We start from the raw sequence: 24,256 nt of genomic DNA, 5'->3' as shown, positions 1-24,256 counted from the left end.
CAAGAAACGGACGGTGAACCGTGTCTACCGCCCGAAATGACAAACTCTCGCGACATCCGGGGTGTAGAAGGGGTGCCGGGATGATGGGAACGGGATCATGGCGGACGCCGGCATTGCGTTGAATCGGTTCGGGCTGGGGGCGAGGCCCGATGAGGCCGCGCCCGGCGACGCGCGGAAATGGTTGTTGGGTCAGCTCGACGCGTTCGATCCGAAACCCGCGGCGATCGCGGCGCTGCCCGCCCGCCAGATCATCGCGGGAGAGCTGTCCGACTATATCGATCAGGCCCGCATGCTCCGCCGGGAATCCGGGATGGGGCGGAGGCAACGGGCCCCCGCCGCGATGGCGGCTCCAGCGATGACCGGAGACAAGATGGCGCCGGGGGCGAAGGCCATGGACCCGGCCGACGCGAACGATCCGGTGAAACAGGCCCGGCAATTCGCCCAGCGCCAGGCGCGGGACTATTATGTCGGCGCGGTCGGCGCGCGGGCATCCGCCGCACTGGTCACGCCGGCGCCGTTCGTCGAGCGGCTGGTGCATTTCTGGGCGAACCATTTCGCGATCTCGGTCGACAAGGTGCAGGTGGTCGGGCTGGGTGGGCTGCTCGAGTTCGAGGCGATCCGGCCGCATGTGCTCGGTCGGTTCGGGGACATGCTGAACGCGGTCGAGCGGCATCCGGCGATGCTGCTCTATCTCGACCAGGCGCAGTCGGTCGGGCCGAACAGTCCGGCCGGCGCGCGTGCCGCCGGACGTGGCAACCGCAATCTGGGGCTGAACGAGAATCTCGCGCGCGAGATCATGGAGTTGCACACGCTGGGTGTCCGCACCGGCTATGCCCAGGCCGATGTGACCGAATTCGCCCGGGCGATGACCGGCTGGAGCGTCGCCGGCCTGACCCGGGGCGTCTTCGCCCGTGCGGCCGGCGTGGCCGGCACGCCTGGCGATTTCGTGTTCGCCGCGCCGTTGCACGAGCCCGGCACGCGCACGATCATGGGCAGGAGCTATGCCCAGAACGGCGAGGCGCAAGCTCAGGCGGTGCTGAACGACCTGGCGGTCCATCCGGCGACCGCAACTCATATCGCGACCAAGCTGGCGCGGCATTTCGCTGGCGATACGCCGCCCGCGGCACTGGTGCAGCGCATGCAGGAGAGCTTCCTGAAGACGGGCGGGGACCTGCCCAGCCTGTACCGCGTACTGATCGACTCGCCCGAGGCATGGGCCGGGCAGCCGGCCAAGTTCAAGACGCCGTGGGAATGGTCGATCTCGGCCTATCGTGCGCTGGGCATGAAGGAAGTCCGGCCCCAGACGGTGACGACCCTGCTCAACCAGCTCGGCCAGCCGGCCTGGAAGCCGGGATCGCCGGCCGGGTATGATGATATCGCGGCGAGCTGGGCCGGACCCGACGCGATCCTGCGGCGGGTCGAGGCGGCGGAGCGCTTCTCGGCGCGGGCGGGCGTGCAGATCGACGCGCGCGATCTGGCGCCGAAACTGTTTCCGGCGTCTCTCTCGACCGCGACCGCCCAGTCGCTCGCCCGGGCCGAAAGCGCGGGGCAGGCGCTCGCCCTGCTGCTCGTCGCCCCCGAATTCATGCGGAGATAGAGATGATCGATCGTCGCTCCTTCATCGGCGCCGCCACGGCCGGCACCCTGGCGCTGGGCCTTTCGCCGCGCATGGCCTTCGCCAGGGCGGAGACCGACAAGCGCTTCGTCTTCATCATCCAGCGCGGCGCGGCGGACGGGCTCGGCACGGTCGCCGCGGTAGGCGATCCGGCTTTTGCCGGCGCGCGGGGCATGCTGGCCGACGATTTCGCGACCGCGACGAAGCTCGACTCCATGTTCGCGCTGCATCCCTCGCTCAGCGGCATCGGCGCACTCTATGGGCAGGGGCAGGCACTGTTCGCGCATGCGATCGCCTCGCCCTATCGCGACCGGTCGCATTTCGACGGGCAGAATGTGCTCGAGACGGGCGGGGCGGGTGCCTATCGGGTCAAGGACGGCTGGCTCAACCGGATGCTCGACGTGCTGCCGCCGAGCCAGGCCAAGGCGATCGCGATCTCCGCGACGGTGCCGATGGCGATGCGCGGCAGCCATGAGGTCTCTTCCTATGCGCCGTCAGCGCTACCGGACGCCTCGGACGGGCTGATGGAGCGAGTCACGATGCTCTATCAGGGCGACGCCCAGCTTCATGCGCTGTGGAGCGAGGCGATGGCCACGCGCATGCTGACAACCGGCATGACCAATGACGACGGCAAGAATGCCGTCGCGACCGGTGCGCTGGCGGCGAAACTGCTCGCCCCCGCGAACGGCGCGCGGATCGCGATGATCGAGACCGGCGGATGGGATACGCATGCCCAGCAGCGCGGACGGCTCGGCGCTCAGTTGCGTGGGCTCGACGGGATGGTCGGGGCGCTGCAGGCGGGGCTCGGGCCGCTCTGGGCCGACACCATGGTGTTGGTCGCGACCGAATTCGGGCGGACGGTGGCGATCAACGGTACCGGCGGGACGGATCACGGCACGGCCAGCGCGGCGATGCTGATCGGCGGCGACGTGAAGGGCGGGCGCGTGCTGACGGACTGGCCGGGGCTGGGCCATGCGGCCCTGTTCGAGGCGCGCGATCTCAAGCCGACGATGCAGCTCGATTCGTTCATCGCGGGCGCCGTGGCCGAACATTTCGGGATCGAGCCAGGGCGAGCGATGAAGGCATTGTTCCCCGATGCCGGGGCCGTGCGTCCGATTGCCGGTCTGGTGCGTAGCTGACGCATCGGAATCCTCCGGCGACGGGGGAGGGCTGGCGGAGCCAGGTTTTCAAAGGCTCACACCTGTAACCGGGAAGTTGCTCCGCCGGCCTGAGCCGTCCGCGCGATTTGAGTGTAGGCGCGCCATCCGCTAAGGGCCGCGCTCGCTCTTTAGACCGGACCAGCAATGACCCTTTACACCCGTTTCGCCGCGCATCTCGATGCGGCGCTTGATGCCCTTGTCGCGGCGGGCGATCTGCCCGCCGGGCTGGATCGCGCCAATGTTACCGTCGAGCCGCCGCGCGACCCGAGCCATGGCGACCTGGCGACGAACGCAGCGATGGTGCTGGCCAAGCCCGCTGGCACCAATCCGCGCGTGCTGGCGGAGAAGATCGCGGGTGAGCTGGGCACGCTCGACGAGGTCCAGGCTGTCTCGGTGGCCGGACCGGGCTTCATCAACCTCGCGCTGACCGACGATACCTGGCGGTCGGAGCTGTCGGCGATCCGTGACGAGGGCGCCGACTATGGCCGCTCGACGAAAGGCGCGGGCACGACGGTGAATATCGAATATGTCTCGGCCAACCCCACGGGGCCGATGCATATGGGCCATTGCCGCGGCGCGGTGGTGGGTGACGCACTTGCCAGCCTGCTCGAATTCGCCGGCGCGAAGGTGATCCGCGAATATTATGTCAACGATGCCGGCGGCCAGGTCGATACGCTCTCCCGCTCGGTGCACCTGCGCTACCGTGAGGCGCTGGGCGCCGATATCGGCGAGATCCCGACGGGGCTCTATCCCGGCGACTATCTCGTACCGGTAGGCCAGGCGCTGGCGGCGGAGTTCGGCGACAAATATGCGGTCGCGCCCGAGAGCGAGTGGCTGGTTCTGTTTCGCCAGCGTGCAGTCGTGGCGATGATGGAGTTGATCAAGGCCGATCTCGCCTTACTCGGCATTCACCACAACCTCTTCTCGTCCGAGGCGGAATTGCAGGCCGCGGGTAAGCCTGAGGCGGCCGAGGCGGATCTGCGCGCACGCGGCCTGGTCTATGACGGCATGCTCGAAGCGCCCAAGGGCGAAACGCCCGAGGATTGGGAGCCAGTGGTGCTGCCGCTATTCCGCTCGACCCAGTTCGGCGACGATCAGGACCGGCCGATCAAGAAGTCGAACGGGCAATGGACCTATTTCGGCGCCGATCTCGCCTATCATTACCAGAAGGCGCAGACGGCAGATGCGCTGATCGATATCTGGGGCGCCGATCATGCCGGCACGGTCAAGCGGATCGTCGCGGCGGTGCAGGCACTGACCGGCGGCAAGACGCGGTTCGACGTGAAGCTCGTCCAGATGGTGCGGCTGATGCGAAACGGCGAGCTCGTGAAGATGGGCAAGCGTCTCGGCAATTTCGTCACGCTCGCCGAAGTGGTCGAAGAAGTTGGCAAGGATGTCGTCCGTTTCACCATGCTGACGCGTAAGGCCGATACGCAAATGGACTTCGATTTCGCCAAGGTTGTCGAGGCGTCGAAGGACAATCCGGTCTTTTACGTTCAATATGCCCATGCCCGCGTTGCTTCGCTTCATCGGCGCGCGGCCGAGGTGGGTATTGCCTGCGACTCGGTCGACCTGTCCCAACTTGAAACGGAAGACTTGGCGCTGGTGAAGCGTGCCGCGCAGTTCCCGCGGGTCGTGGAAACGGCGGCAACGGCGCGTGAGCCGCATAGAATTGCTTTTTATCTCTATGACTTGGCGGCAGAGTTTCACGCACTCTGGAATGTCGGAAACGACCGGCCTGACCGCCGTTTCCTGATCGTGGACAATCCCGCCGTCACGTGCGCACGCCTTTTCTTGGCCGACGCTATCGGGCAAATCATCCGCAACGGACTCGGCATCATGGGGGTGCAGGCGGTCCAGGAGATGAACTGATGACGACGTCGAGCGACTATGAGGTCCGCGACGAAGATCGGCTGCCCTGGCTCGAAACCGTCGATGAGGATTACGACCAGGGGCCGTCAGTCCTGCGCGTGGTCCTCATGGTCGTCCTTGGCCTCGCGATCATCGCGGCGGCGATCTTCGGCTATTATTGGTACAAGCAGCGTCAAGGTGCGGACGGAAATGGCGCGCTGATCGTCGCACAGGAAGGCGACTACAAGGTCAAGCCCGACGACCCCGGCGGCCTGAAGGTCGAGGGCGAAGGGGAAGTCGCCGTCGCGACCAGTGACGGCGCGGGCGGCGGCAATGCCTCGATCGATCTCAACGCGACGCCGGAAACGCCGGTCGCGGGCACCAGGGCAGCGCCCGCCGCGCCCGTCACCGGCGGATCGAGCAAGGCGGTTGTGGCGATCCCGGCCTCGGGCGGCAAGCTGACGGCGACCACGCCCTCCGCCGCGCCCGCGGCAGGTCCGGCATCGCGCGGCTCGCTGGTGCAACTCGGCTCCTTCCCCGACGAAGGCTCGGCCAATGCCGCCTGGGCGAGCGCGGCGAAGCGCTTCACCTATCTCGCCCCGCTCGGCAAATCGGTGCAGAAGGCGGATGTGAACGGTCGCACGGTATTCCGCCTGCGCGTGAATGCGGGCAGCGCCGGCGCGGCGTCCGAGCTGTGTGGCAGGCTGAAGGTCGCGGGCGAGGCCTGTTTCGTGGCGAACGACTAAGCTATCCAAGGAGGATCGGCATTCAGCCGGGACGCTCCCTTGGCATGTAGGCGGATCCAACAAAGGGGCCGGGTTTCTGGCTGTTCCTGACCCATGATTTTTTTGCTGGCTGTTATGTTGGATTTTCTGCCCGGATCTACGACGCGTTTTCAGTCACTTGAGACCATGCTGGCTGTTCTCGAATAACAGCCAGCGAACAGCCACGGAACAGCCAGCAATCAGCCAGGATCCGGCAGTCCGAATTCTCCTTTGTTCAACGCTTAGAAAGAGCCGGGGTCGATACCCGGAAGGGTGCCGTCCGATCCCTTGCTGCCACCATCTGCCGTGATGTTGAATCAAGGCAGACCGCCGCTGAGTGGCGATGCGCCCTGTTCCTCTCCTTCGAGGGGCTTTTTGACCGCCTGCCTTCCTGTTAGTCCTCCCCTATGAAGCCCGTCATCTACGGCCTGTCCGGCCTGACCCTTATGCCCGAGGAACGCTCCTTTTTCTGCCAGGCCGATCCGGCCGGCTATATCCTGTTCAAGCGGAATATCGCTGACCGGGCGCAGGTCCGCGCGCTTACAGACGATCTGCGCGCGCTGTCGGGGCGGGACGACCTGCCGATCCTGATCGACCAGGAGGGCGGGCGCGTCGCGCGGATGGGGCCGCCGGAATGGCCGGCTTTCCCAGCCGGCCCGGCGTTCGACGCGCTGTACGAGACGGCACCGATCTCGGCGATCGAGGCGGCGCGCGCCAATGCCCAGGCGATCGCGCTGATGCTGGCCGAGGTCGGGGTCACGGTCGATTGCCTGCCGCTGCTCGACGTATCGCAGCCTGACACGACCGAGGCGATCTCCACTCGCGCGCTGGGGTCCGAGCCGATGCGCGTCGCGGCGATGGGCCGGGCGATCGTCGAGGGGTTGCGCGATGGCGGCGTGGTCGGCGTGGTCAAGCATATGCCGGGGCATGGCCGGGCGAAGGTCGACACCCATTATCATCTGCCGACCGTGACCGCGTCGGACGCGGAACTCGAGATCGACCTCGCGCCGTTCAGGGCACTGGCTGGTGCGCCGATGGGGATGACCTCGCATATCATCTTCGAGGCGTGGGACCCGGATCGGCCCGCGACTCTGTCGCCGGTCGTGATCGAGGACGTGATCCGTCGGCGGATCGGCTTTGATGGGCTGCTGATGACCGACGATATCGACATGAAAGCGCTGACCGGCAGCGCCGGCGACAAGGCGGCGGGCGCGATCGCGGCCGGCTGCGACCTGGTGCTCGATTGCTGGGGCCGGATGGACGAGATGGAGGATATCGCCAGGCGGTTGGGCGAAATATCGGCGACGTCGTTGGGACGACTGGAGCGGGCGATGGCGACCATCATGGGCACGCAGCCCCGGGGTGAGATGGCGGACCTCATCGCGAAGCGGGATGCATTGCTGGCGCTGGTCTAATTCCTCCTCTTCCCCCTTCGGGGGAGGAACTGTTAGCGTGGTCCGATGGACGCCGACGCCGAGACGCTGACCCTTGATATCGATGGCTGGGAAGGTCCGCTCGACCTGTTGCTGGCGCTTGCGCGCAACCAGAAGGTGGACCTGCGCGAGATATCGATCCTGGCGCTGGTCGATCAGTATCTGCGCTTCATCGAGCAGGCCAAGGCGATCAAGCTGGAGGTCGCGGCCGATTATCTCGTGATGGCGGCGTGGCTCGCCTATCTCAAATCGGCGCTGTTGCTGCCGCGCGACCCCGAGGAGCAGCCGAGCCCCGAGGAGCTGGCGCTACGCCTCCAGTTGCGGCTCGAACGGCTCAACGCGATGCGCGAGGCAGGCGCCCGGCTGATGGCGCGCGACCGGCTGGAGCGCGACGTCTTCCTGCGCGGCGCGCCGGAAGGGTTGCGCACGGTACGCAAGGCATTGTGGCAGGCCGAGATCTACGACCTGATCTCCGCCTATGGCCGGATCAGCGCACGCACCCGCCCGGTGATGCATATCGTCGCCAACCGGCCGGTGATGACACTCGAAGCGGCGCTTGAGCGGGTATCGCGTCTTGTCGGCGAACGGATAGACTGGGCCATGATCGAGACCTTCCTGCCCGAATCCGCCTCCGGCATCTTCCGCAAGTCGGCGCTCGCTTCCAGCTTCGTCGCGGCACTGGAGTTGGCACGGCAGGGCAAGGTCGAACTTCGCCAGAAATCGCCCTTTGCGCCGCTCTATTTGAAGGGTTCCGCATGAAGCGCGCCGACGATTTGACGCGCGCGGTGGAGGCGGTGCTGTTCGCGGCGACCGAGCCGATGACGGTGGACGCGATCCGCGCGCATCTGGGCAATGCCGACAATGTCCGCGGCGTGCTGGAGGAGATCCAGGCCGATTTCGCCGGGCGCGGCATCGAACTGGTCAGGCGCGGCGACCGCTGGCACTTCCAGACTGCCGGCGACATGGCGCATCTGCTCCGCCGTGACCGCGAGGAGCCACGCAAGCTGAGCCGGGCCGGCATCGAGACCTTGGCGATCATCGCCTATCACGAGCCGGCGACTCGCGCCGAGATCGAGGCGATTCGCGGCGTGCAGATCTCCAAGGGTACGCTCGACGTGCTGATGGAGGCGGGCTGGATCCGTCCCGCAGGAAGACGCGAGGTGCCGGGGCGACCCTTGCTCTACGCGACGACGCCCGAGTTCCTGGCCCATTTCGGCCTCGCCAGCAGACGGGATCTGCCGGGAATCGACGATCTCAAGGCGGCCGGGCTGCTCGATCCGGTCGATCTCGCGCTGGAACATGCCGGCGAGCATGATGATGAGAACACCGAGGTAGAAAATGCGGACGAAGAGGCCTAGATAGGTCTGCGTCCTAGGAGATTTGTGATGGGTAGTTTCAGCCTGATGCACTGGCTGGTGTTCGGTGTAATCGCGATCCTCGTGCTCGGGGGCGGACGTTTCTCGAACATGATGGGTGACGTCGCCAAGGGCATCAAGCAGTTCAAGAAGGGCATGGCCGAAGAGGAAGAGACGCCTCGCGAGGCGAGCCGGATCGATCGCAAGGCCGGCGAGCCCGTGATCGAGGTCGAGGGTGAGAAGCTGCGCGAGGAGCGCTGAGCGTTGCGGGCTGGCGTCGCGCCGGAGCCGATTGCGGCATCCCGGCGCGCGCGCCGTTGCATGACCATTATCATCGCACCGAAAATGGCCTTGGCGCGCCATCGGGTCCACGGCATTTTATAGAGTTTCCGAATGTTCGATATCGCGCCCACCGAATTGATGCTCGTCGGGATCGTGGCGCTGCTCGTCATCGGCCCCAAGGACTTGCCCAAGGCGATGCGCTTCGTCGGCTATTGGGTATCGCGCGCGCGCGGTGTCGCGCGGCAGTTCCGATCGGGCTTCGATTCGATGATGCGCGAGGCCGAACTGCAGGAAATGGAAAAGAAATGGGCGGAGGAGAATGCGCGGATCATGCGCGAGCACCCGCCCACGCCGCAGCAGATGCTGCCCATGGCGGTGGTGGATCATGAGGATGCCGGGCCGGCGCTGGTCGAGCCGCCGCTGATCGCCGCCGCGCCGGAACCGGAGGCGCTGCCCGCGCCCGAAGCGAAGCGCGCGCGCAAGAGCGCGAAGGCTGCCGACGGAGAATCGAAACCCCCGGTCAAGCGCGTGCGCAAGCCCGCCGCGAAGGCCGATTCGTGAACGCCCCGGTGGACGATCTCGACGCCAGCCGTGCTCCGTTGCTCGATCATCTGATCGAACTCAGGCGGCGGCTGCTCTATTGTGTCGCCGCCCTCGTGGTGAGCTTCTTCGTCGCTTTCTATTTCGCCGAGCAGATCTTCGGCTTCCTCGTCCATCCGCTGGCCGCGGCGGGGCAGAACAAGGTCATCTACACCCAGATATTCGAGGCGTTCTTCGTCCAGGTGAAGGTCGCCTTTTTCGCAGCGATGATGCTGTCCTTCCCGGTGATCGCCAACCAGCTCTGGCAGTTCGTGGCGCCAGGTCTGTACCGCCAGGAGAAGAAGGCGTTGCTGCCGTTCCTGCTGGCGACACCGGTGTTGTTCATCGGCGGCGCGGCGATGGCCTATTATGTCGCGGTGCCGATGGCGCTGCATTTCCTGCTATCCTACCAGGGCGATCTCGGCGGCGGCATCAAGCAGGAGGCGCTGCCCTCGGTCGCCAATTACCTGTCGTTCGTGATGCAGTTCCTGTTCGCGTTCGGCGTCTCCTTCCTGCTGCCGGTGGTGCTGATGCTGCTCGAGCGCGCCGGGATCGTGACGCGCAAGCAGTTGGTCAGCGCGCGGCGCTATGCGATCGTCGGCGCCTTCGCGATAGCGGCGGTGTTGACCCCGCCCGATATCGGGTCGCAGCTGTTGCTCGCGATCCCGCTCTGCCTGCTCTACGAGCTGGCGCTGATCGGCATCTGGTTCACCGAGCGGAAGCGCTCGAAGGTCGCAGCCGAGACCGAGACCACGGAAATCGAGAAGGTGTGAAGGGCAACGCCGTCTCCCGACAGCGGACCGGGCGCACATAGGAAAAGGCCCCCTCCCGGTCGGGAGAGGGCCTCAGTCTGCCTGGATGTGGCAGATTATTTGGCGTCGTCGGCCGTCTTGGCGACGGTGCTGCCGGCCGAGGACACGTCCTTGCCGACGCCTTCGATGGTGTTGCATGCGCTGACCATCAGCGCTCCGGCGACGAGGGCCAGTCCAACAAGCTTGCGCATCGAATATCTCCTGAGATTGGCGTTCTGCCGAACGATCAATGATCGGCGGGGGCGTTCGTTCCGTGGAAGCAACGGCCCAATATGATTGAGCTGGAAAAGATTTTGGGCCCGAAAGCGCCACCGGGGGGGAGGGTTGACGCTTTCGGGCCCATGTCTTGGATAGCGAGAGCGGGGGGGCATAAATTCACTATCCGGGGCTAAGAACGTAGCTCTTGCGAAGCGGTTCCAGGGATTCGAAAAATTTTTTCGATTCTTTTGAATCGCTTGAATCAGTCCCGCCCGGTGATTGCGATGGCGATCTCATAGGCGCCGACCAGCGGATCATGGTGGAGCCGCGAGCGCAACTGGCGGGACAGGCCTTCCATCACGCGGCCATAGCGTTCCTCGACCACCCGGCGCAGCTCGTCGCCGTCGACCAGCGCGGGCGAATTGACGCGCAGCAGCGCCCGGGTCTCACTCTCGTCCGGCTTCACCGAGATGCGGATCTGCGCGGTGGGATTGAAGGTCATCGCCAGTTCGACGATCTCGGTGATCAGGAAGGCGACTGCGATCGCCACGTCCTGGCTGACCAGGAACGGATCGATATCGATCGCGATGCCCAGCTGCGACGACCCTTCGGGCGCGGTCGCCCGGATGTTCGAGGCGAGTTCGCCGATCACCGAGCGTAGCGAGAGCCCGCGATTCTCTTCCAGTTCCGCGAAATGGTGGCGGTGGACGACCGCGAGCGCGTCGACGCGGCGCTGGATCGAGGCATAGGCAGCCGTCGCTTCCTTGCTGCGCGCTCCGCGGGCGTGGAAGTTGATCAGGCTCGAGATGACCTGGAGGTTGTTCTTCACGCGGTGATGCACTTCGCGCGTCAGCCTGGTCTGGCGTACCAGCCCTTCGGCGAGACCGGCCTCGTGCGCCGCGACGGTGCGACTGATCATGCGGAAGGTGTCGCCCAGCTCGCGGATCTCCTGCGCGGGGAGGGCGCGGACCTCGGCCGGGTCGATCTCCTCGCCGGGGACATAGGCGGCGACGGCGGTACGCAGGCGGCGCAACGGGCGGATCAACAGCCGGTCGACCACGAACCAGCCGATACCGGCCGCTGCGGCCCACATCAGGATCGGCAACAGCATGGCGATCATCAGTGGCGAGGTGATCGGCGCGCTGCGTACGCTGGTTTCGAGCGACAGGCCGCCGATGCCGAGCGCGGTCCGCATCGTTTCGCGCCGTTCCAGCGCGCCGCGCGGCGGGAGCTGGGTCACCGGCAGCGATTCACCGCCGTGCATGAGCACTGCCTCATAGGGAGGCGCGAAATCGCTGGGCCGACCGGTCTCGGCGAGGAAGCGCGTCGGGAAGAAGGCGGTCCCGGTCGCACCGGTGGCGCCGGCGGTCGCGAGCACCAGGCCGCGCCCGGGGACGATGCGCGCGGTGATCGGATCGGTGCCGGCGGCTACGGGCGCCAGGTCGGCCGGGAAATCCGCACCGCACAGGGTCCGCGCGCGCCGGTCGCGGATGACGAAGCGCGTGCCGCTGACTGCCTGTTGGGCGAACACGCCTTGCGCACGAGCGCAGCTCGGTGCGTCGCCCTGATCGGCATCGAGCGCGTTGAGGGCGACCCGCAGGGCGGTCATGTCGCCGACCAGCTCGATCGCCAGCTTGCGTGCGCTCTCGGCCGAAGCGAGGCGGAGCTGGGCGCGGGCGGTTTCGTCAGCGGTCTGCGTGGTCTTCAGCGAGGCGAAGAAAGCGATGATCGCAAGCGGCAGCAATGCCGCGCTCAGGATCAGGAAGATCTTGGCGCCGGTCGGAATCTGGGCAACGAGCTTCTTGCGTTGGGCCGGAGCCTGAGGCTCGACGGCGGAATCCGCCATGGGCTCGCTCAGTCGAGCTTGCTCAGGAGGTCGAGCATCTCGGGCGGAACCGTTTCGTCCACCGTCTTCTGATATACGGTGCGCAGCGCGGCCCCCATATCACGGTCCTTGCTTTGGACCCTGGCCGGTTTTGCGGCCCGCGGTTTTTTCGAAGACTCGTCGCCCGAACGCAAAATCGTCCCCCTTGAGCATCCGGTGTGCAAGCCGGGCATATCGAGAAACCCGGCCGAGGAAAACGGCAAGGTGCATCGCGCATACAATCCACGACGAAAGCATGAAACCAAAGATCGCCTCGATTGTTCCATGTCTGATGCGAAAAAGCCCGGCACTCACGCTCGGGCCGCGAAACGCGTTGCAATGGCGGGGGGCCGCTTCCACAAGGACCCCTGTCAGATCTTGGCGTTTTTCTTGGAGGAGACCCCGACAGCCATGTCGCTTGGACAGCAGCTTGCCCCCCACCTTCCTTTCCTTCGCCGCTATGGCCGGGCGCTGACCGGCAGCCAGCAGCATGGCGACCGCTACGTACGCGCGACGCTGGAAGCGATCGTGGCGGCCCCCGGGGAATTCCCGCGCGACGTCGATCCGCGGCTCGGCCTCTATCGGACGTTCCAGGCGATCTGGGGCTCGACCAACTATGACGAGACGCCCGAGAATGCGGGCGCCGATGCCGGCAGCACCCAGGAAGCGATCGCGCGGGCACGCCTCGCCAAGATGACGCCGCTGTCGCGCCAGGCGCTGCTTCTCACTGCGATGGAGGGCTTCACGCCCGAAGATGCCGCCTATCTGATCGAGGTCGAGACCAGCGAGGTCGACGCGCTGGTCAGCGAGGCGCTGGCCGAGATCGAGAAGCAGACGCGCGCGCGCGTGCTGATCATCGAAGACGAACCGATCATCGCGATGGATATCGAGACGATCGTGCGCGACCTCGGCCATGACGTCACCGGCGTGGCCGTGACGCGCGACGAGGCCGTCGCGCTGGCGATGGAGGATCGCCCCGGCCTGGTGTTGGCTGACATCCAGCTGGCCGACGACAGCTCGGGCATCGACGCGGTCAAGGACATCCTGGCCGAGTTCAATGTGCCGGTGATCTTCATCACCGCCTTCCCGGAGCGCCTGCTTACCGGCGAGCGGCCCGAGCCAACCTTCCTGATCACGAAGCCGTTCCAGCGCTCTACTGTGAAGGCGGCGATCAGCCAGGCCTTGTTCTTCGATTCGGCGACGGTTCCCGCCCTCTGACGGGAACTTTACCTGACCCCCGGCATTGGAAGTTCCATCTGGTACGGACCCAAAACAATGCTCGGGGGTTATAGGCAAATGGCAAATCCAGACGAACAGACTCACCTCAGCGGTGAAGAAGCCCGGGCAGGCGCAACGCCGCATATGACCAGATACATACTGGGCATGTCCCTGGTGCTTGTGATCGTGATCTTCGCGTTCCTGCTGCTCCGCTAATCATTCAAATGACCGAAACCGCGTGGCGTGGTGGACTTGACCCAGGTCCGCCCCCATGTTCGCTTTCCGGACCACGAAACGGATGTTCATGACCGACGCTTTCGAGACCGACGACGATGACGATATGGCGCCCGAGCCGGTCGAGCACGTTGCTCTGTCCGATTCCGAATTCAAGGCGCAGCTTGCCCAGGTAATCCCGCATCTGCGCGCCTTCGGACGTTCGCTGTCGGGCAACCGCGATCTCGCCGACGATCTGGTGCAGGAAACGCTGATGAAAGCCTGGGCGGCGCGGCTGCGTTTTCAGGCGGGCACGAACATGCGTGCCTGGACCTTCATCATCCTGCGTAACCTGTATCTCTCCCAGATGCGCCGCGCGCGCTTCAAGGGGGAATGGGACGATCTGGTCGCCGATCGCATCCTGGCGGCACCCGCTAACCAGGACCGGCATGTCGAACTGGGCGATATGCAGCGCGCCTTGCTTCATCTGCCCCAGCCGCAGCGCGAGGCACTGATCCTCGTCGGCGCGGGCGGCTTCGCCTATGAGGAAGCGGCGGAGATCTGCGGCGTCGCCGTCGGCACTATCAAGAGCCGTGTCGCGCGCGGTCGCGTCGCGCTCGAGACGATCATGAACGACAATTCGCTTCCGTCGCGCCGCAGCCACAGCAACGAGCCGGGCATGACGGCGCTCGATACGATCATGGGCGAGGTCGAGGATCTGAGCCGGGACCGCGGCGACTGACGCCGCAGGTTCGTTCCGATTCTAGCAACGCTGCGAATTGCGGTCGGCGACGTCGATCTGGCGGAGCAGCGCGGAGAAATCGTCCGCCTGCGGGTCCTGACGGCCGAAGGCGGCACGCAAGGCCCCACTGATCATGTCGCTCGTCTTCGGCGCGGCCACGATATACCCTTCGGATACAGCGTCTTTCGCGGAAGGTGTGAACTTGATGGACATGAACCTAGAACGAACGAGCAAGTGAATTCGTTGCTTGCAAATCCAAGCTAATTAACGGGATTATACCTAGTTGTTGCATGACTGACACGCATCCGGAAGAATTGGTTAAAGACGCGGTTCGCCGTGCACGGGCAGAATCGCCCTTTTTGACCCTGTTGCTCGATCGCGAACCGGCACTTTCCAGCGATCTCGAGCAGGGAATTTTGCCGTCACTTGCAGCAGTGCCGATCGACGATCCCGCAATGCCGGTGATGCGTCGTTTGCGGCTGGAGCGCCGCAGGTTGGCACTGCTCGTCGCGGCCGGAGACCTTGCGGGCGCTTATGACCTCACCGTCGTAACGAGTGCTCTCTCCGACTTCGCTGACCGGGCACTCGATGCCGCGATTGCCGCCGCGATCGCCGAACGGACGCCGGGGACCGCGCCCGCCGGATTCGCGGCCATCGCGCTAGGCAAGCAGGGTAGCCATGAGCTCAACTATTCGTCGGATATCGACCCGATCCTGATCTTCGATCCCCAGACCCTGCCGTGCCGGCCGCGCGAGGAGCCGGACGAGGCGGCGGTGCGGATCGGCCGGCGGGTGGTGGAGATCCTTCAGGCTCGCGATGGCGACGGCTATGTATTGCGTGTCGACCTGAGGCTGCGCCCCTCGCCTGAGGTGACCCCGATCGTGCTGCCGGTGGATGCCGCGATCTCCTATTATGAATCCTTGGCGCTGCCGTGGGAGCGCGCCGCGTTCATCCGGGGCAGGGCGGCCGCCGGGGACCTGACGCTCGGCGCGCGCTTCCTCGAGACGATCCGGCCTTTCATCTGGCGGCGCGCGCTCGATTTCGGCGCGATCGGGGAGATTCGGGGCATTTCGCGTCGGATACGGGACCATCATGCGCAGGGGCAGGTGTTCGGGCCGGGATTCGACCTGAAGCGGGGGCGGGGTGGCATCCGCGAAATCGAATTCTTCGCGCAGATTCATCAGCTTATCCATGGCGGGCGCGATGCGTCGGTGCGGGCGCCGGCGACGCGCGATGCGCTCGCGCGGCTCGCGGACGCGGGCTGGATCGCCGCAGGGGAGGCGGAGGCGATGATCGCGGCCTATACGCTGTTCCGCACGATCGAGCACCGGGTACAGATGGTCGACGACCGGCAGACGCATCACCTGCCGACCGGGCCGGCGCTCGACGGGCTGGCGCGGCTTCACGGCGTCACGGACGGTGAGGCGCTGCTCGATCTGCTCCGGCCGCATGTCGAGACGACCGCGCGGACCTATGACGCGCTCGATCCCGACGACGAGGGCGCGCTGTCACAGGATGGCGAGCATCTGGAGGCGCAACTTGCCGGGGCCGGGTTCGCCGATGCGCCGGCAGCGGCGCGGCGGATCGAGCAATGGCGTGCGGGCACCTATCCGGCGCTACGCAGCCCCGCCGCGCGCGCGGCGTTGGAAGCGGTGCTGCCGGGACTGATCGAGGCGCTGGCCAGGGCGCCGGACCCGCAGGGCGCGATCGTGCGGCTCGACGTCATGCTGGCGAAGCTGTCGAGTGCGATCAATTTCTTCCGCCTCCTCGAGGCACGGCCGGCGCTGGCGCGGCTGCTCGGCGCGATCCTGAGCCATACGCCGACCTTGGCGGAGGCGCTGGGCAGGCGGCCGGAATTGTTCGACGGGTTGATCGATGCAAGCGCGCTTGACCCTGTGGGCTCAGTGGACGCGGTGGCGGAGGAGATGCGCGAGGAGACCGCAGACTATCAGGCACAGCTTGATCATGTCCGTCGCGTCGTCGGCGAGAAGAGATTTGCGCTCGGCACGCAGATCGTCGCCGGGGTCGGCGATCCGCTCGAAGTGTCGGCCGGTTATGCGCGGGTGGCGGAGGCGGCGATCGTCACGCTGGCCGAAGCGACCGTGGCCGAATTCACCCTGAAGCACGGGATCGTACCCGGCAGCGAGCTGGTCATCCTGGCGCTTGGCCGAATGGGCGGCGGAGCGCTGACCCATGCCTCCGACCTCGACCTGATCTATCTCTTCACCGGCGATTACATGGCGGAGTCCGATGGTGAAAAGCCTTTGGGTGCAGTTCTTTATTACAATCGCCTGGCACAACGTGTGAGCGGTGCGCTGTCGGCGCCGACAGCGTCGGGGCCGCTTTACGACATCGACACGCGGCTTCGCCCCTCGGGCACGCAGGGGCCGCTGGTCGTCTCGCTTGACGGGTTTGCCCGCTACCAGCGCGAGGACGCCTGGACCTGGGAGCATATGGCGCTGACCCGGGCCCGGCCGGTGTTCGGTTCCGACGACGCACGGGCGGCGACCCAGGCGGTGATCGACGCGGTGCTGCGCGGTGATCGCCCCGATCGCGACGTGGTCGCCGATGCGATCGGGATGCGCGCCGAAATGGCCGCGCACAAACCACCGGCCGGGCCGCTCGATGCCAAGCTGTCGCCGGGCGGCCTGGTCGACCTGGAGTTCGCGGTGCATGTGGTGCAGCTCACCAGACATGCCGGCCTCGACCCGCATCTTGCGGTGGCAATCCGCGAGCTGGTCGAGGCGGGGCTGGCGCCGCCGCCGATCGCCGCCGCGCACGACTTCCTGACCCGCCTGCTGGTCACGCTGCGCCTGGTCGCGCCCGACGCTCAGCCGCCGGCCCAGGCAACGCGCAACCTGATCGCCCGCGCGCTCGACGTTGCGGATTGGGAAGCGGTGGTTGCGTGCTTCGCGAGGACGCGGCAGGAGGTTTCCGATTTCTGGGCCGCGGTGGCCAGGGCCGGAAGAACGACTGGAGACGGATGATGGCGGCGGCGATCGAGGAAGGCGGCAAGCTTCCCAATGTGGACCTGACGACGCCCAGCGGCGGCAAGATCAACCTGCGCGATTATCTCGGCAAGCCGTTGGTCCTGTATTTCTACCCCAAGGACGACACGTCGGGCTGCACCCGTGAGGCGCAGGATTTCAGCGGGCATTATCCCGAATTCCAGGCGCTGGGTGTCGAAGTGCTCGGCGTGTCGCGCGACACGCCGATCAAGCACCAGAAATTCATCGACAAATATGACCTGACCGTGCCGCTTGCGACCGACGACCAGAACCAGGCGCTCGAGGCGTTCGGCATCTGGGTGGAGAAGAAGCTCTACGGCAAGACCTATATGGGCATTGACCGCTCCACCTTCCTGTTCGACGCGAAGGGGGTGCTGGTGCGCGTCTGGCGGCGGGTGCGGGTGCCCGGGCATGTGATCGACGTGCTCGAGGCGCTGAAGGAGCTGCACTGATCGTCACGATGAGCATCGCGCAAGCGGTGCGGGAGGTGCTGGAGACGGCTGATCCCGCAGCGAAGGTTCGTGCCGCCCGGGCAGCGGCGCGGGCGTGGCGTCGGGGGCGCCTCGAGCATGCGTTCGACGTCGCCATGCCCGATCGCCCGGCGCGGCCGGCTCACCCCGAATTGCTGGCGCCGAGCGAGATGCCGAGGCGCGGCAAGGGTGGGTCGGAGCGAGGGCGGATCGCGCTGCTCCACGCGCTGGCGCATATCGAATTCGTCGCGATCGACCTCGCGTTCGATATGGTCGGGCGGTTCGGTGCCGAATTCCCGCGGGGCTTCGCGGACGACTGGATGTCGGTCGGCGCAGACGAGGCAATGCACTTCGCCCTGCTCGACCGGCGCCTGCGCGCGCTCGGCAGCCACTATGGCGCGATGCCGGCGCATGACGGCTTGTGGGAATCGGCGACGGCGACCGCGGAGGACTCGCTTGCCCGTCTCGCGGTCGTGCCGATGGTGCTCGAGGCGCGCGGACTGGACGTGACGCCGGAGACGATCCTTCGCTTCCGATCGGCGCGCGACGAGCCGAGCGCGCGCATCCTGCAGCGTATCCTGACCGATGAAATCCGGCATGTTCGCGCGGGCACGATCTGGTTCGAATTCGGCTGTTCCGCCAAGGGATTCGCACCCGAATCACACTGGCGCTCTCTGGTCGCGCGATATTTTCGGGGGATGATTAAGCCGCCGTTCAACGACTCGGCGCGCAACTCAGCCGGTCTGACGCTAGAATATTACGGCGCGCTTGCCCCTCTGTGAAAAACTAGGTCAATTGCGACACGTTCAGGACGCGGAGGGGCTGCGACCAGGACGATTAGGGGCGGGCGCTGGATTTCCGGCAATCGCATTCAAATGGTCGCCGGGGATAGATGAGCAAAATTTCCATCGCGTCGAGCGCGCAATTCGTGTCGCGACTAAAGACGCATTTCACCACCCGGGACTTCATTTTTCACGACGGTCGTGACCTGCGGCGCTTCAGCGTCGGCGGGCGCACCCAAGCGCTGATGGCCGGCGTTGCCGGGATCACTCTGTGCTTTTCCGCTTATGGCGTCGCCCAGGCAGCCGTTGGCGCCGTCGCGATGAGCGGCATCGTCGATGCCCCGCTGTCGCCCGAAGCCAAGGTCGCGCAGATGCAGGCGAAGGTCGCAGCGATGCAGGCCGATGTCGAAACCATCAAGCAGGCCGCCAAGGCTCATGCCACCCGCGTCGAGCAGCGCCAGGCACTGATCTCCGCCGTCGTCACCGGCAAGGGCGATCCCCGCGCGCTGGCACTGGCCGCGCCGACGATCGACAGCCATGCCGACCAGCTTGCCGCCGACGTGCTTGCGCCGCTCAAGCAGGTCGAGCAGCGTCAGGTCGCGATGGCGGTCAAGGTACGCCAGGCCGCCGAGCAGCGTTACGCCATGACCGTGGCGCACGTCCGCAAGCTCGGCATCGCGCCGGAACGTTTCGCGCCGCGCATGGCGGCGATGGGCGGGCCGTTCGAAGCCGCCGACAGCGTTGAGGCCGAGGCCGACCTGCGCGCCGACATGCAGTTCCGTTCGCTGTTCATGACCTGGAAGAAGCTCGATTCGCTCGAGCAGGGTGTGATCGCCATCCCCTCGGCCCAGCCGGTCGAGCGCCTTGCCTTCACCAGCAATTACGGCGTCCGTGCCGATCCGTTCCGCGGCACCGCGGCGATGCACGCCGGTGTCGATATCCCCGGCCCGGTCGGCACCCCGATCTATGCGACCGCCGACGGCATCATCGATCGAGCCGAGCGCTCGGGCGGATATGGCAATATGGTCGAGATCAACCATGGCAAGGGCATCCAGACCCGCTACGGCCATCTCTCCAAGATCCTCGTTGCGCCTTTCACCCGCGTGCATCGCGGCCAGCTCATTGCGCTGATGGGCTCGACCGGCCGTTCGACCGGCCCTCATCTTCATTACGAGGTCCGGATCGACGGCCATGCCGTGAACCCGGTCCCCTTCCTGCAGACCGCCGACTATCTGCTCGCGGTGCAGGATCGCGCGCTGAAGACGACCCAGGTGTCGGTGGGCGGCCCGGCCGCGGCCGACTGATCTGCTCGGGTGCCCCGGGCATCGGTTGCCGATGATCCCCGGAACGCCTATCTGCCAGTCATGGCAACCGTGACAGCTCCAGAGATTGCGCTCACCGATTCCGCCGCCGCGCGCGTCGCGGCGATTGCGGAGAAGCAGGGCAAACCCGCCATCCTTCGCCTTTCGGTCGATGGCGGCGGCTGTTCGGGCTTTCAGTACAGGTTCGGATTTGCCGACGCGGTCGACGCGGATGACGCAGTGGCCGAGAATCATGGGGTGAAACTGGTGGTCGATTCGATCAGCCTCGATCTCGTGCGCGGTTCAGCGGTCGATTATGTCGAGGATCTGGGCGGCGCCGCGTTCAAGGTGACGAACCCCAATGCCGCGTCCGGCTGCGGCTGCGGCTCAAGCTTTTCGGTCTGATCCCTTTGAGAATCGTCACCTACAACGTCAACGGCATCAAGGCTCGCCTGCCGCGCCTGCTGGAGTATCTCGCCGAGCAGGCGCCCGATGTGGTGTGCCTGCAGGAGCTGAAATCGAGCGACGAGACCTTTCCCGAAGCGGATATCCGCGCTGCCGGATACGGTGCGGTGTGGCATGGGCAGAAGGGCTTCAACGGCGTCGCGGTGCTGGCCAAGGGCAGCGATCCGGTCGAGCGGCACCGTGGACTCGCCGGCGATCCGGACGACGAGCACAGCCGTTACCTGGAGGCCGAGGTCGACGGCGTGGTGATCGCCTCGATCTACCTGCCCAACGGCAATCCCCAGCCGGGCCCGAAATTCGACTACAAGCTCAAGTGGATCGAGCGCCTGTCGGATCGCGCCCGCGCATTGCTCGCCGAGGAAAAGCCGGTGGTGCTCGCGGGCGACTATAACGTCATTCCCAATGACGACGACACTTTCTCCGTCCGCGCGATGCAGAACGACGCGCTGATGCAGCCGGAAAGCCGGTCGGGCTATCGCGCTTTGGTCGCCCAGGGCTGGACCGACGCGCTGCGCACCCGTCATCCCAAGGGCGGAGTCTGGACCTTCTGGGATTATCAGGCCGGCGGCTGGCAGCGCGATGCGGGGTTCCGGATCGATCATCTGCTGCTCAGCCCGCTCGCCGCCGATCGGCTGGCGGATGCAGGTGTCGACAAGGAATATCGCGGCCGGGAGAAGGCGAGCGATCATGCCCCGACATGGGTGCGGCTGCGATAGGTCTTATGGCCTTCGACCTCCAGAAGGTGCTTCGCCGCAAGAGCGAGGAACCGGGCGACCTGTTGCGGGCACGCCTCGCATGAAGCGGCTGGCGATCGCGTTTCTGTTGCTGCCGACCGCCGCCTTTGCCGATGATCGCGACTATTGCCCGGCGCGGCCGGGGCTCGGCACGCCCGCCTGCACGATCGCGCCTGGCCGCGTCTCGGTCGAGATGGGGCTGGCGGACTGGACGCGCGACGACAATCCGGACACGCGCGACGACACGATCCTGATCGGCGATACGCTGGTGCGGATCGGACTGACCGACATAGTGGAGGCACAGGTCGGCTGGACGGCATTCGGCCATGTCCGGACGCGCGACAAGACCACCGGACGTGTCGACACCGTCGATCGTGCCGGTGACGCGCTGCTCGGCCTGAAGGTCAATCTCCATCACCCGGACGGCAGCGGTTTCTCCGCGGCGGTGCAGCCCTTCGTCACGCTGCCGGTCGGGCGGTCGCCGGTCGGGGTGGGGGACTGGGGCGCGGGCATGGTGGTTCCGGTCAGCTTCGACCTCGGTCACAAGCTCAGCCTGCAAGTCGCACCCGAAGCGGATGCGGCGGTGGATCAGGACGGGAAGGGGCGACATTTCGCGGCCAGTGCTACGATTGGGCTCGGTCTGGCGATCAGCGATACGGTGAGCGGGACGATCGAATTCCAGGCGGCGCGGGACGACGATCCGTCGGGACGGACCAGCCAGGCGCTGTCGTCGATATCGTTCGGATGGATGCCGCGCGACGACTGGCAATTCGATGTTGGCGCCGTTGCCGGGCTGAACCGCGATGCGCCCGATGCGGAACTCTATATCGGCGTTTCGCGCCGCCTATAGGCGACCCGACGATTCATAGTGTCCGCTGATAGATCTCGTAGGTCTTGTTGACCCGGCTCTGGATCGTCTCGGCGATGGCGTTCATGCCCTGGTTGTCGTCGAGCACCCAGCCGATCTCGCCGCGTGTCGCGCCGTAGTTCGCCAGGGCGGCACGGCGGATATATTCGATCATCATGAAGGCGAGCTGGCTCGCCATGCGCGAGGACTGGAGTTCCTTCAGCACGCCCATCAGCGGCACGCGCATCGTGCGCACCTGCGGTTTGCGCAGCCAGAGCAGCAGCCTGGCCCAGCCGAAGGGCAGCAGGCTGCCGTTCAGCGGCTTGATCGCCTCGTTGAGGTCGGGGAGCGTGATCATGAAGGCGACAGGGCGCCCGTCCAGTTCGGCGATGCGGATCAGGTCGTTGAACACGATCGGCTTCAGCTTGACGCCGACATCGGCGATCTCGGGCGGGGTGAGGGGCACGAAGCCCCAATTGTCCGACCAGGCATCGTTGAGGATGGCGAGGATGATCGCCGCTTCCTCGTCGAACTTCGACTTGTCGACCTCGCGGATGCGGATACGCGGATTCTTCTCGCCCGACTGGATGATCCGCTTCACGATCGGCGGGAATTCCTGCGTGATATCGAGATCATAGGTGTAAAGCGTCTTGGCCGGGGCATAGCCCGCCGCCTCGATCCAGCCGCGATATTCCGGCTTGGCATGGCCCATCATGATCGTCGGCGCGTGATCATAGCCCTGGATCAGCAGGCCGGGTTCTTCCCAGATCGACATGCTGATCGGGCCGAGCACCTTGGTCATGCCCTTGTTGCGCAGCCAGCCCTCGGCCGCGTTGATCAGCGCCTGGGCGGTATTGGCGTCCTCCGCATCAAACAGGCCGAACTGGCCGCAGCCCGGGCCGAAACCCTGTTCCGCCGGCATGGTCAGCGCGAGCGTGTCGATATGGGCCGAGATGCGGCCGACAACCTGATTGCCGCGCTCGGCCAGGAAAAGCTGTGCCTCGGCATGGCTGAACCAGCCATTCTTTTCCGGCGTGATCAGCCCCAGCGCTTCGCTCTTCAGCGGCGGCACCCAGTTGGGGTCGTCCTTGTAGAGCCGGAAGGGCAGATCGACGAATTTCTTGCGATCGGCCTTGCTGCTGATCGGTCGGATGGAAAGCGGGTGCGTGTTAGCCAAGACGACAAGCCTCTCTGTAAGAACTGCGCACTCCCGCGTGCCGCACAAGCTGTCAAGCGCGCTCCTGTCAAGCGCCGGCGATCATGGGGGGCAACGCCATACCCTGTTGCTGCCACCATATAGCCACTATCTTTGTGCAATGCCGCGAACCATGAACACATCGCTTGCCTTCGATCGGCGCGACATCGCGTCGGGCCAGAGCGCCGCCCTGCGAACCGCGCCGGAGCGCATCGCCGATGACAAGGCGATGCTGCGCACGGCCGCCGAACTGACGCGCGACCTCAATGCGCCGAAGCCCGCCATCTACTGGACCGACCTGATCCTGTCGGCCGCGATCGGCTATGCCACACTTGCCGCCACGATCCTGGCGCCCTCGACCGGCTGGTCCGTGGCGGCGGGCGTCGTCGCGATCCTTGCCCTGTACCGTGCCGACAGCTTCATCCACGAAATCACCCATATCAAGCATTCGGCGCTGCCCGGCTTCCGCCTCGGCTGGAACCTGATCGCCGGCATCCCGATGATGGTGCCGTCCTTCATGTATGAGGGCGTGCACAACCTGCACCATGCGCGCACGCGCTACGGCACGGTCGAGGACCCCGAATACCTGCCGCTGGCGCTGATGAAACCGTGGACCCTCCCATTGTTCGTGGTCACCTCGCTGCTGGCGCCTTTCGCGCTGCTGGTGCGCTTCGCAGTGCTCGCCCCGATCGCCCTGGTCTTCCCGAAGATGCGTACCCTGCTCGACGAGCGCTATTCGAGCCTGTCGATCAACCCCAGCTTCCGCCGCCGCCCGCCGGAAGGCGCGTTCAAGACGCATTGGCGCCGGATGGAAGCCGCGACCAGCGTCTGGGCGATCGCGCTGCTGACCCTGACCGCCACGGGCGTCATCCCGTTGCGCGCGCTGCTGATCTTCCTCGGGATCACTTCGGGCGTTGCCATCCTCAACCAGGTGCGGACCCTCGTCGCGCATCTGTGGGAGAATGAAGGGGAGACGATGACCGTCACCGCGCAGTATCTCGACACCGTGAACGTGCCGCCGCCGGCGCTGCTGCCGGTGCTGTGGGCGCCGGTTGGCCTGCGCTACCACGCGCTCCACCATCTGCTGCCCGGTGTGCCCTATCATGGGCTGGCCGAGGCGCATCGCCGCCTGTCCGCTGCGCTGGGCGAGCAGTCGCCCTATCACAAGGCGAGCTATCCCGGTCTGCCGGGCCTGGTCGACCGGCTGGTGCGCAGCACGATGGGCCGCCGCGTGGGTTGATTGAGGCGGCCGGGCATTCGTGCAGGGCGCGCGCTTCACCGGGCGGATCGACATTCAAATGCGCTGCTTTTTTTCCTCTCCAGTGGGAGAGGATACGAAGACTTGAGAGCGAAGCGATCTAGTCGGAG

26 protein-coding genes are annotated in these 24,256 nt (G+C 66.0%); 21 read left to right on the top strand and 5 right to left on the bottom strand.

The annotated features are described in order from the left end of the window. The first annotated feature begins 97 nt into the window (after nt 1–97). From AC1RT8_RS15965 to tatC, 10 genes are all read left to right on the top strand, one after another. Nucleotides 98–1,597, top strand: a complete 1,500-nt coding sequence (locus AC1RT8_RS15965; protein ID WP_493076642.1) for a DUF1800 domain-containing protein — start codon at nt 98–100, stop codon at nt 1,595–1,597. Nucleotides 1,598–1,599: 2 nt separating this feature from the next. Continuing rightward, on the top strand, nt 1,600–2,754 hold the full coding sequence (locus tag AC1RT8_RS15960) for a DUF1501 domain-containing protein (RefSeq protein WP_493076641.1): 1,155 nt from the start codon (nt 1,600–1,602) through the stop codon (nt 2,752–2,754). A gap of 165 nt (nt 2,755–2,919) precedes the next feature. Continuing rightward, complete coding sequence (gene argS / locus AC1RT8_RS15955) at nt 2,920–4,647, top strand: arginine--tRNA ligase (protein WP_493076640.1); 1,728 nt, start codon at nt 2,920–2,922, stop codon at nt 4,645–4,647. Then, the gene (locus AC1RT8_RS15950) at nt 4,647–5,372 is read left to right on the top strand and encodes an SPOR domain-containing protein (RefSeq protein WP_493076639.1); all 726 of its coding nucleotides are present in this window, start codon (nt 4,647–4,649) and stop codon (nt 5,370–5,372) included. The genes argS and AC1RT8_RS15950 overlap by 1 nt, the downstream gene beginning before the upstream one ends. A 425-nt stretch (nt 5,373–5,797) precedes the next feature. Then, nucleotides 5,798–6,805, top strand: coding sequence for a glycoside hydrolase family 3 N-terminal domain-containing protein (locus tag AC1RT8_RS15945; RefSeq protein WP_493076638.1), 1,008 nt, complete (start codon nt 5,798–5,800; stop codon nt 6,803–6,805). Between the two features lie 45 nt (nt 6,806–6,850). Continuing rightward, nucleotides 6,851–7,582, top strand: coding sequence for a segregation and condensation protein A (locus AC1RT8_RS15940; protein WP_493076637.1), 732 nt, complete (start codon nt 6,851–6,853; stop codon nt 7,580–7,582). Further along, nucleotides 7,579–8,181, top strand: coding sequence for an SMC-Scp complex subunit ScpB (gene scpB, locus AC1RT8_RS15935; protein ID WP_493076636.1), 603 nt, complete (start codon nt 7,579–7,581; stop codon nt 8,179–8,181). Before AC1RT8_RS15940 ends, scpB begins: the two co-directional genes overlap by 4 nt. A gap of 27 nt (nt 8,182–8,208) precedes the next feature. Continuing rightward, nucleotides 8,209–8,439 carry a twin-arginine translocase TatA/TatE family subunit gene (locus tag AC1RT8_RS15930; protein WP_493076635.1) on the top strand — a complete coding sequence of 77 codons (231 nt, stop codon included), beginning with the start codon at nt 8,209–8,211 and terminating at the stop codon, nt 8,437–8,439. 132 nt (nt 8,440–8,571) lie between these two features. Beyond that, complete coding sequence (gene tatB / locus AC1RT8_RS15925) at nt 8,572–9,021, top strand: Sec-independent protein translocase protein TatB (protein WP_493076634.1); 450 nt, start codon at nt 8,572–8,574, stop codon at nt 9,019–9,021. Beyond that, the gene (gene tatC / locus AC1RT8_RS15920; RefSeq protein WP_493076633.1) at nt 9,018–9,812 is read left to right on the top strand and encodes a twin-arginine translocase subunit TatC; all 795 of its coding nucleotides are present in this window, start codon (nt 9,018–9,020) and stop codon (nt 9,810–9,812) included. The genes tatB and tatC overlap by 4 nt, the downstream gene beginning before the upstream one ends. 95 nt (nt 9,813–9,907) lie before the next feature. On the opposite strand, the gene AC1RT8_RS15915 is transcribed toward tatC, so the two are convergent. From AC1RT8_RS15915 to AC1RT8_RS15905, 3 genes are all read right to left on the bottom strand, one after another. After that, the gene (locus AC1RT8_RS15915) at nt 9,908–10,042 is read right to left on the bottom strand and encodes an entericidin A/B family lipoprotein (RefSeq protein ID WP_493076632.1); all 135 of its coding nucleotides are present in this window, start codon (nt 10,040–10,042) and stop codon (nt 9,908–9,910) included. 269 nt (nt 10,043–10,311) lie between these two features. After that, nucleotides 10,312–11,895, bottom strand: a complete 1,584-nt coding sequence (locus AC1RT8_RS15910; protein ID WP_493076631.1) for a sensor histidine kinase — start codon at nt 11,893–11,895, stop codon at nt 10,312–10,314. Nucleotides 11,896–11,903: 8 nt separating this feature from the next. Then, nucleotides 11,904–12,224: a NepR family anti-sigma factor gene (locus tag AC1RT8_RS15905; protein WP_493076630.1), complete on the bottom strand. Its 321-nt coding sequence runs from the start codon at nt 12,222–12,224 to the stop codon at nt 11,904–11,906. Nucleotides 12,225–12,324: 100 nt separating this feature from the next. On the opposite strand from AC1RT8_RS15905, the gene AC1RT8_RS15900 reads away from it, so the two are divergent. From AC1RT8_RS15900 to AC1RT8_RS15890, 3 genes are all read left to right on the top strand, one after another. Continuing rightward, nucleotides 12,325–13,131, top strand: a complete 807-nt coding sequence (locus AC1RT8_RS15900) for a response regulator (RefSeq protein ID WP_493076629.1) — start codon at nt 12,325–12,327, stop codon at nt 13,129–13,131. Between the two features lie 78 nt (nt 13,132–13,209). Then, on the top strand, nt 13,210–13,347 hold the full coding sequence (locus AC1RT8_RS15895) for a hypothetical protein (RefSeq protein WP_493076628.1): 138 nt from the start codon (nt 13,210–13,212) through the stop codon (nt 13,345–13,347). 88 nt (nt 13,348–13,435) lie between these two features. Beyond that, a complete protein-coding gene (locus AC1RT8_RS15890) occupies nt 13,436–14,086 on the top strand; it encodes a sigma-70 family RNA polymerase sigma factor (RefSeq protein WP_493076627.1) in 651 nt (216 codons plus the stop codon). A 21-nt stretch (nt 14,087–14,107) separates the two neighbouring features. Here AC1RT8_RS15890 and AC1RT8_RS15885 read toward each other — a convergent pair whose 3' ends face one another. Next, nucleotides 14,108–14,299 carry a hypothetical protein gene (locus AC1RT8_RS15885; protein ID WP_493076626.1) on the bottom strand — a complete coding sequence of 64 codons (192 nt, stop codon included), beginning with the start codon at nt 14,297–14,299 and terminating at the stop codon, nt 14,108–14,110. A 77-nt stretch (nt 14,300–14,376) separates the two neighbouring features. Here AC1RT8_RS15885 and AC1RT8_RS15880 point away from each other — a divergent pair, with 77 nt between their 5' ends. The 7 genes from AC1RT8_RS15880 (at nt 14,377) to AC1RT8_RS15850 (ending at nt 21,696) form a co-directional block, all read left to right on the top strand. Then, nucleotides 14,377–17,073 carry a bifunctional [glutamine synthetase] adenylyltransferase/[glutamine synthetase]-adenylyl-L-tyrosine phosphorylase gene (locus tag AC1RT8_RS15880; protein ID WP_493076625.1) on the top strand — a complete coding sequence of 899 codons (2,697 nt, stop codon included), beginning with the start codon at nt 14,377–14,379 and terminating at the stop codon, nt 17,071–17,073. After that, on the top strand, nt 17,073–17,546 hold the full coding sequence (locus AC1RT8_RS15875) for a peroxiredoxin (RefSeq protein ID WP_493076624.1): 474 nt from the start codon (nt 17,073–17,075) through the stop codon (nt 17,544–17,546). The genes AC1RT8_RS15880 and AC1RT8_RS15875 overlap by 1 nt, the downstream gene beginning before the upstream one ends. A gap of 8 nt (nt 17,547–17,554) precedes the next feature. After that, on the top strand, nt 17,555–18,346 hold the full coding sequence (locus AC1RT8_RS15870) for a ferritin-like domain-containing protein (protein ID WP_493076623.1): 792 nt from the start codon (nt 17,555–17,557) through the stop codon (nt 18,344–18,346). A gap of 110 nt (nt 18,347–18,456) precedes the next feature. Continuing rightward, nucleotides 18,457–19,650 carry a peptidoglycan DD-metalloendopeptidase family protein gene (locus AC1RT8_RS15865; protein ID WP_493076622.1) on the top strand — a complete coding sequence of 398 codons (1,194 nt, stop codon included), beginning with the start codon at nt 18,457–18,459 and terminating at the stop codon, nt 19,648–19,650. A 60-nt stretch (nt 19,651–19,710) separates the two neighbouring features. After that, nucleotides 19,711–20,052 carry an iron-sulfur cluster insertion protein ErpA gene (erpA, locus tag AC1RT8_RS15860; RefSeq protein ID WP_493076621.1) on the top strand — a complete coding sequence of 114 codons (342 nt, stop codon included), beginning with the start codon at nt 19,711–19,713 and terminating at the stop codon, nt 20,050–20,052. Between the two features lie 5 nt (nt 20,053–20,057). Further along, complete coding sequence (gene xth, locus AC1RT8_RS15855) at nt 20,058–20,828, top strand: exodeoxyribonuclease III (RefSeq protein WP_493076620.1); 771 nt, start codon at nt 20,058–20,060, stop codon at nt 20,826–20,828. Between the two features lie 79 nt (nt 20,829–20,907). Beyond that, nucleotides 20,908–21,696: a transporter gene (locus tag AC1RT8_RS15850; RefSeq protein WP_493076619.1), complete on the top strand. Its 789-nt coding sequence runs from the start codon at nt 20,908–20,910 to the stop codon at nt 21,694–21,696. A 13-nt stretch (nt 21,697–21,709) separates the two neighbouring features. Here the strand turns inward: AC1RT8_RS15850 and AC1RT8_RS15845 are convergent, their stop codons facing one another. Then, nucleotides 21,710–22,870 (bottom strand): N-acetyltransferase, encoded by a 1,161-nt coding sequence (locus AC1RT8_RS15845; RefSeq protein ID WP_493076618.1) that lies wholly within the window; start codon nt 22,868–22,870, stop codon nt 21,710–21,712. Nucleotides 22,871–23,021: 151 nt separating this feature from the next. On the opposite strand from AC1RT8_RS15845, the gene AC1RT8_RS15840 reads away from it, so the two are divergent. Further along, nucleotides 23,022–24,128 (top strand): fatty acid desaturase family protein, encoded by a 1,107-nt coding sequence (locus tag AC1RT8_RS15840; protein ID WP_493076617.1) that lies wholly within the window; start codon nt 23,022–23,024, stop codon nt 24,126–24,128. Nucleotides 24,129–24,256: the final 128 nt, after the last annotated feature.

The sequence above is a fragment of the Sphingomonas sp. GW821-FHT10F11 genome (assembly GCF_058809095.1).
The sequence above is the reverse complement of the archived record's forward strand: the minus strand, read 5'-3'. Positions and strand labels throughout refer to the sequence as shown.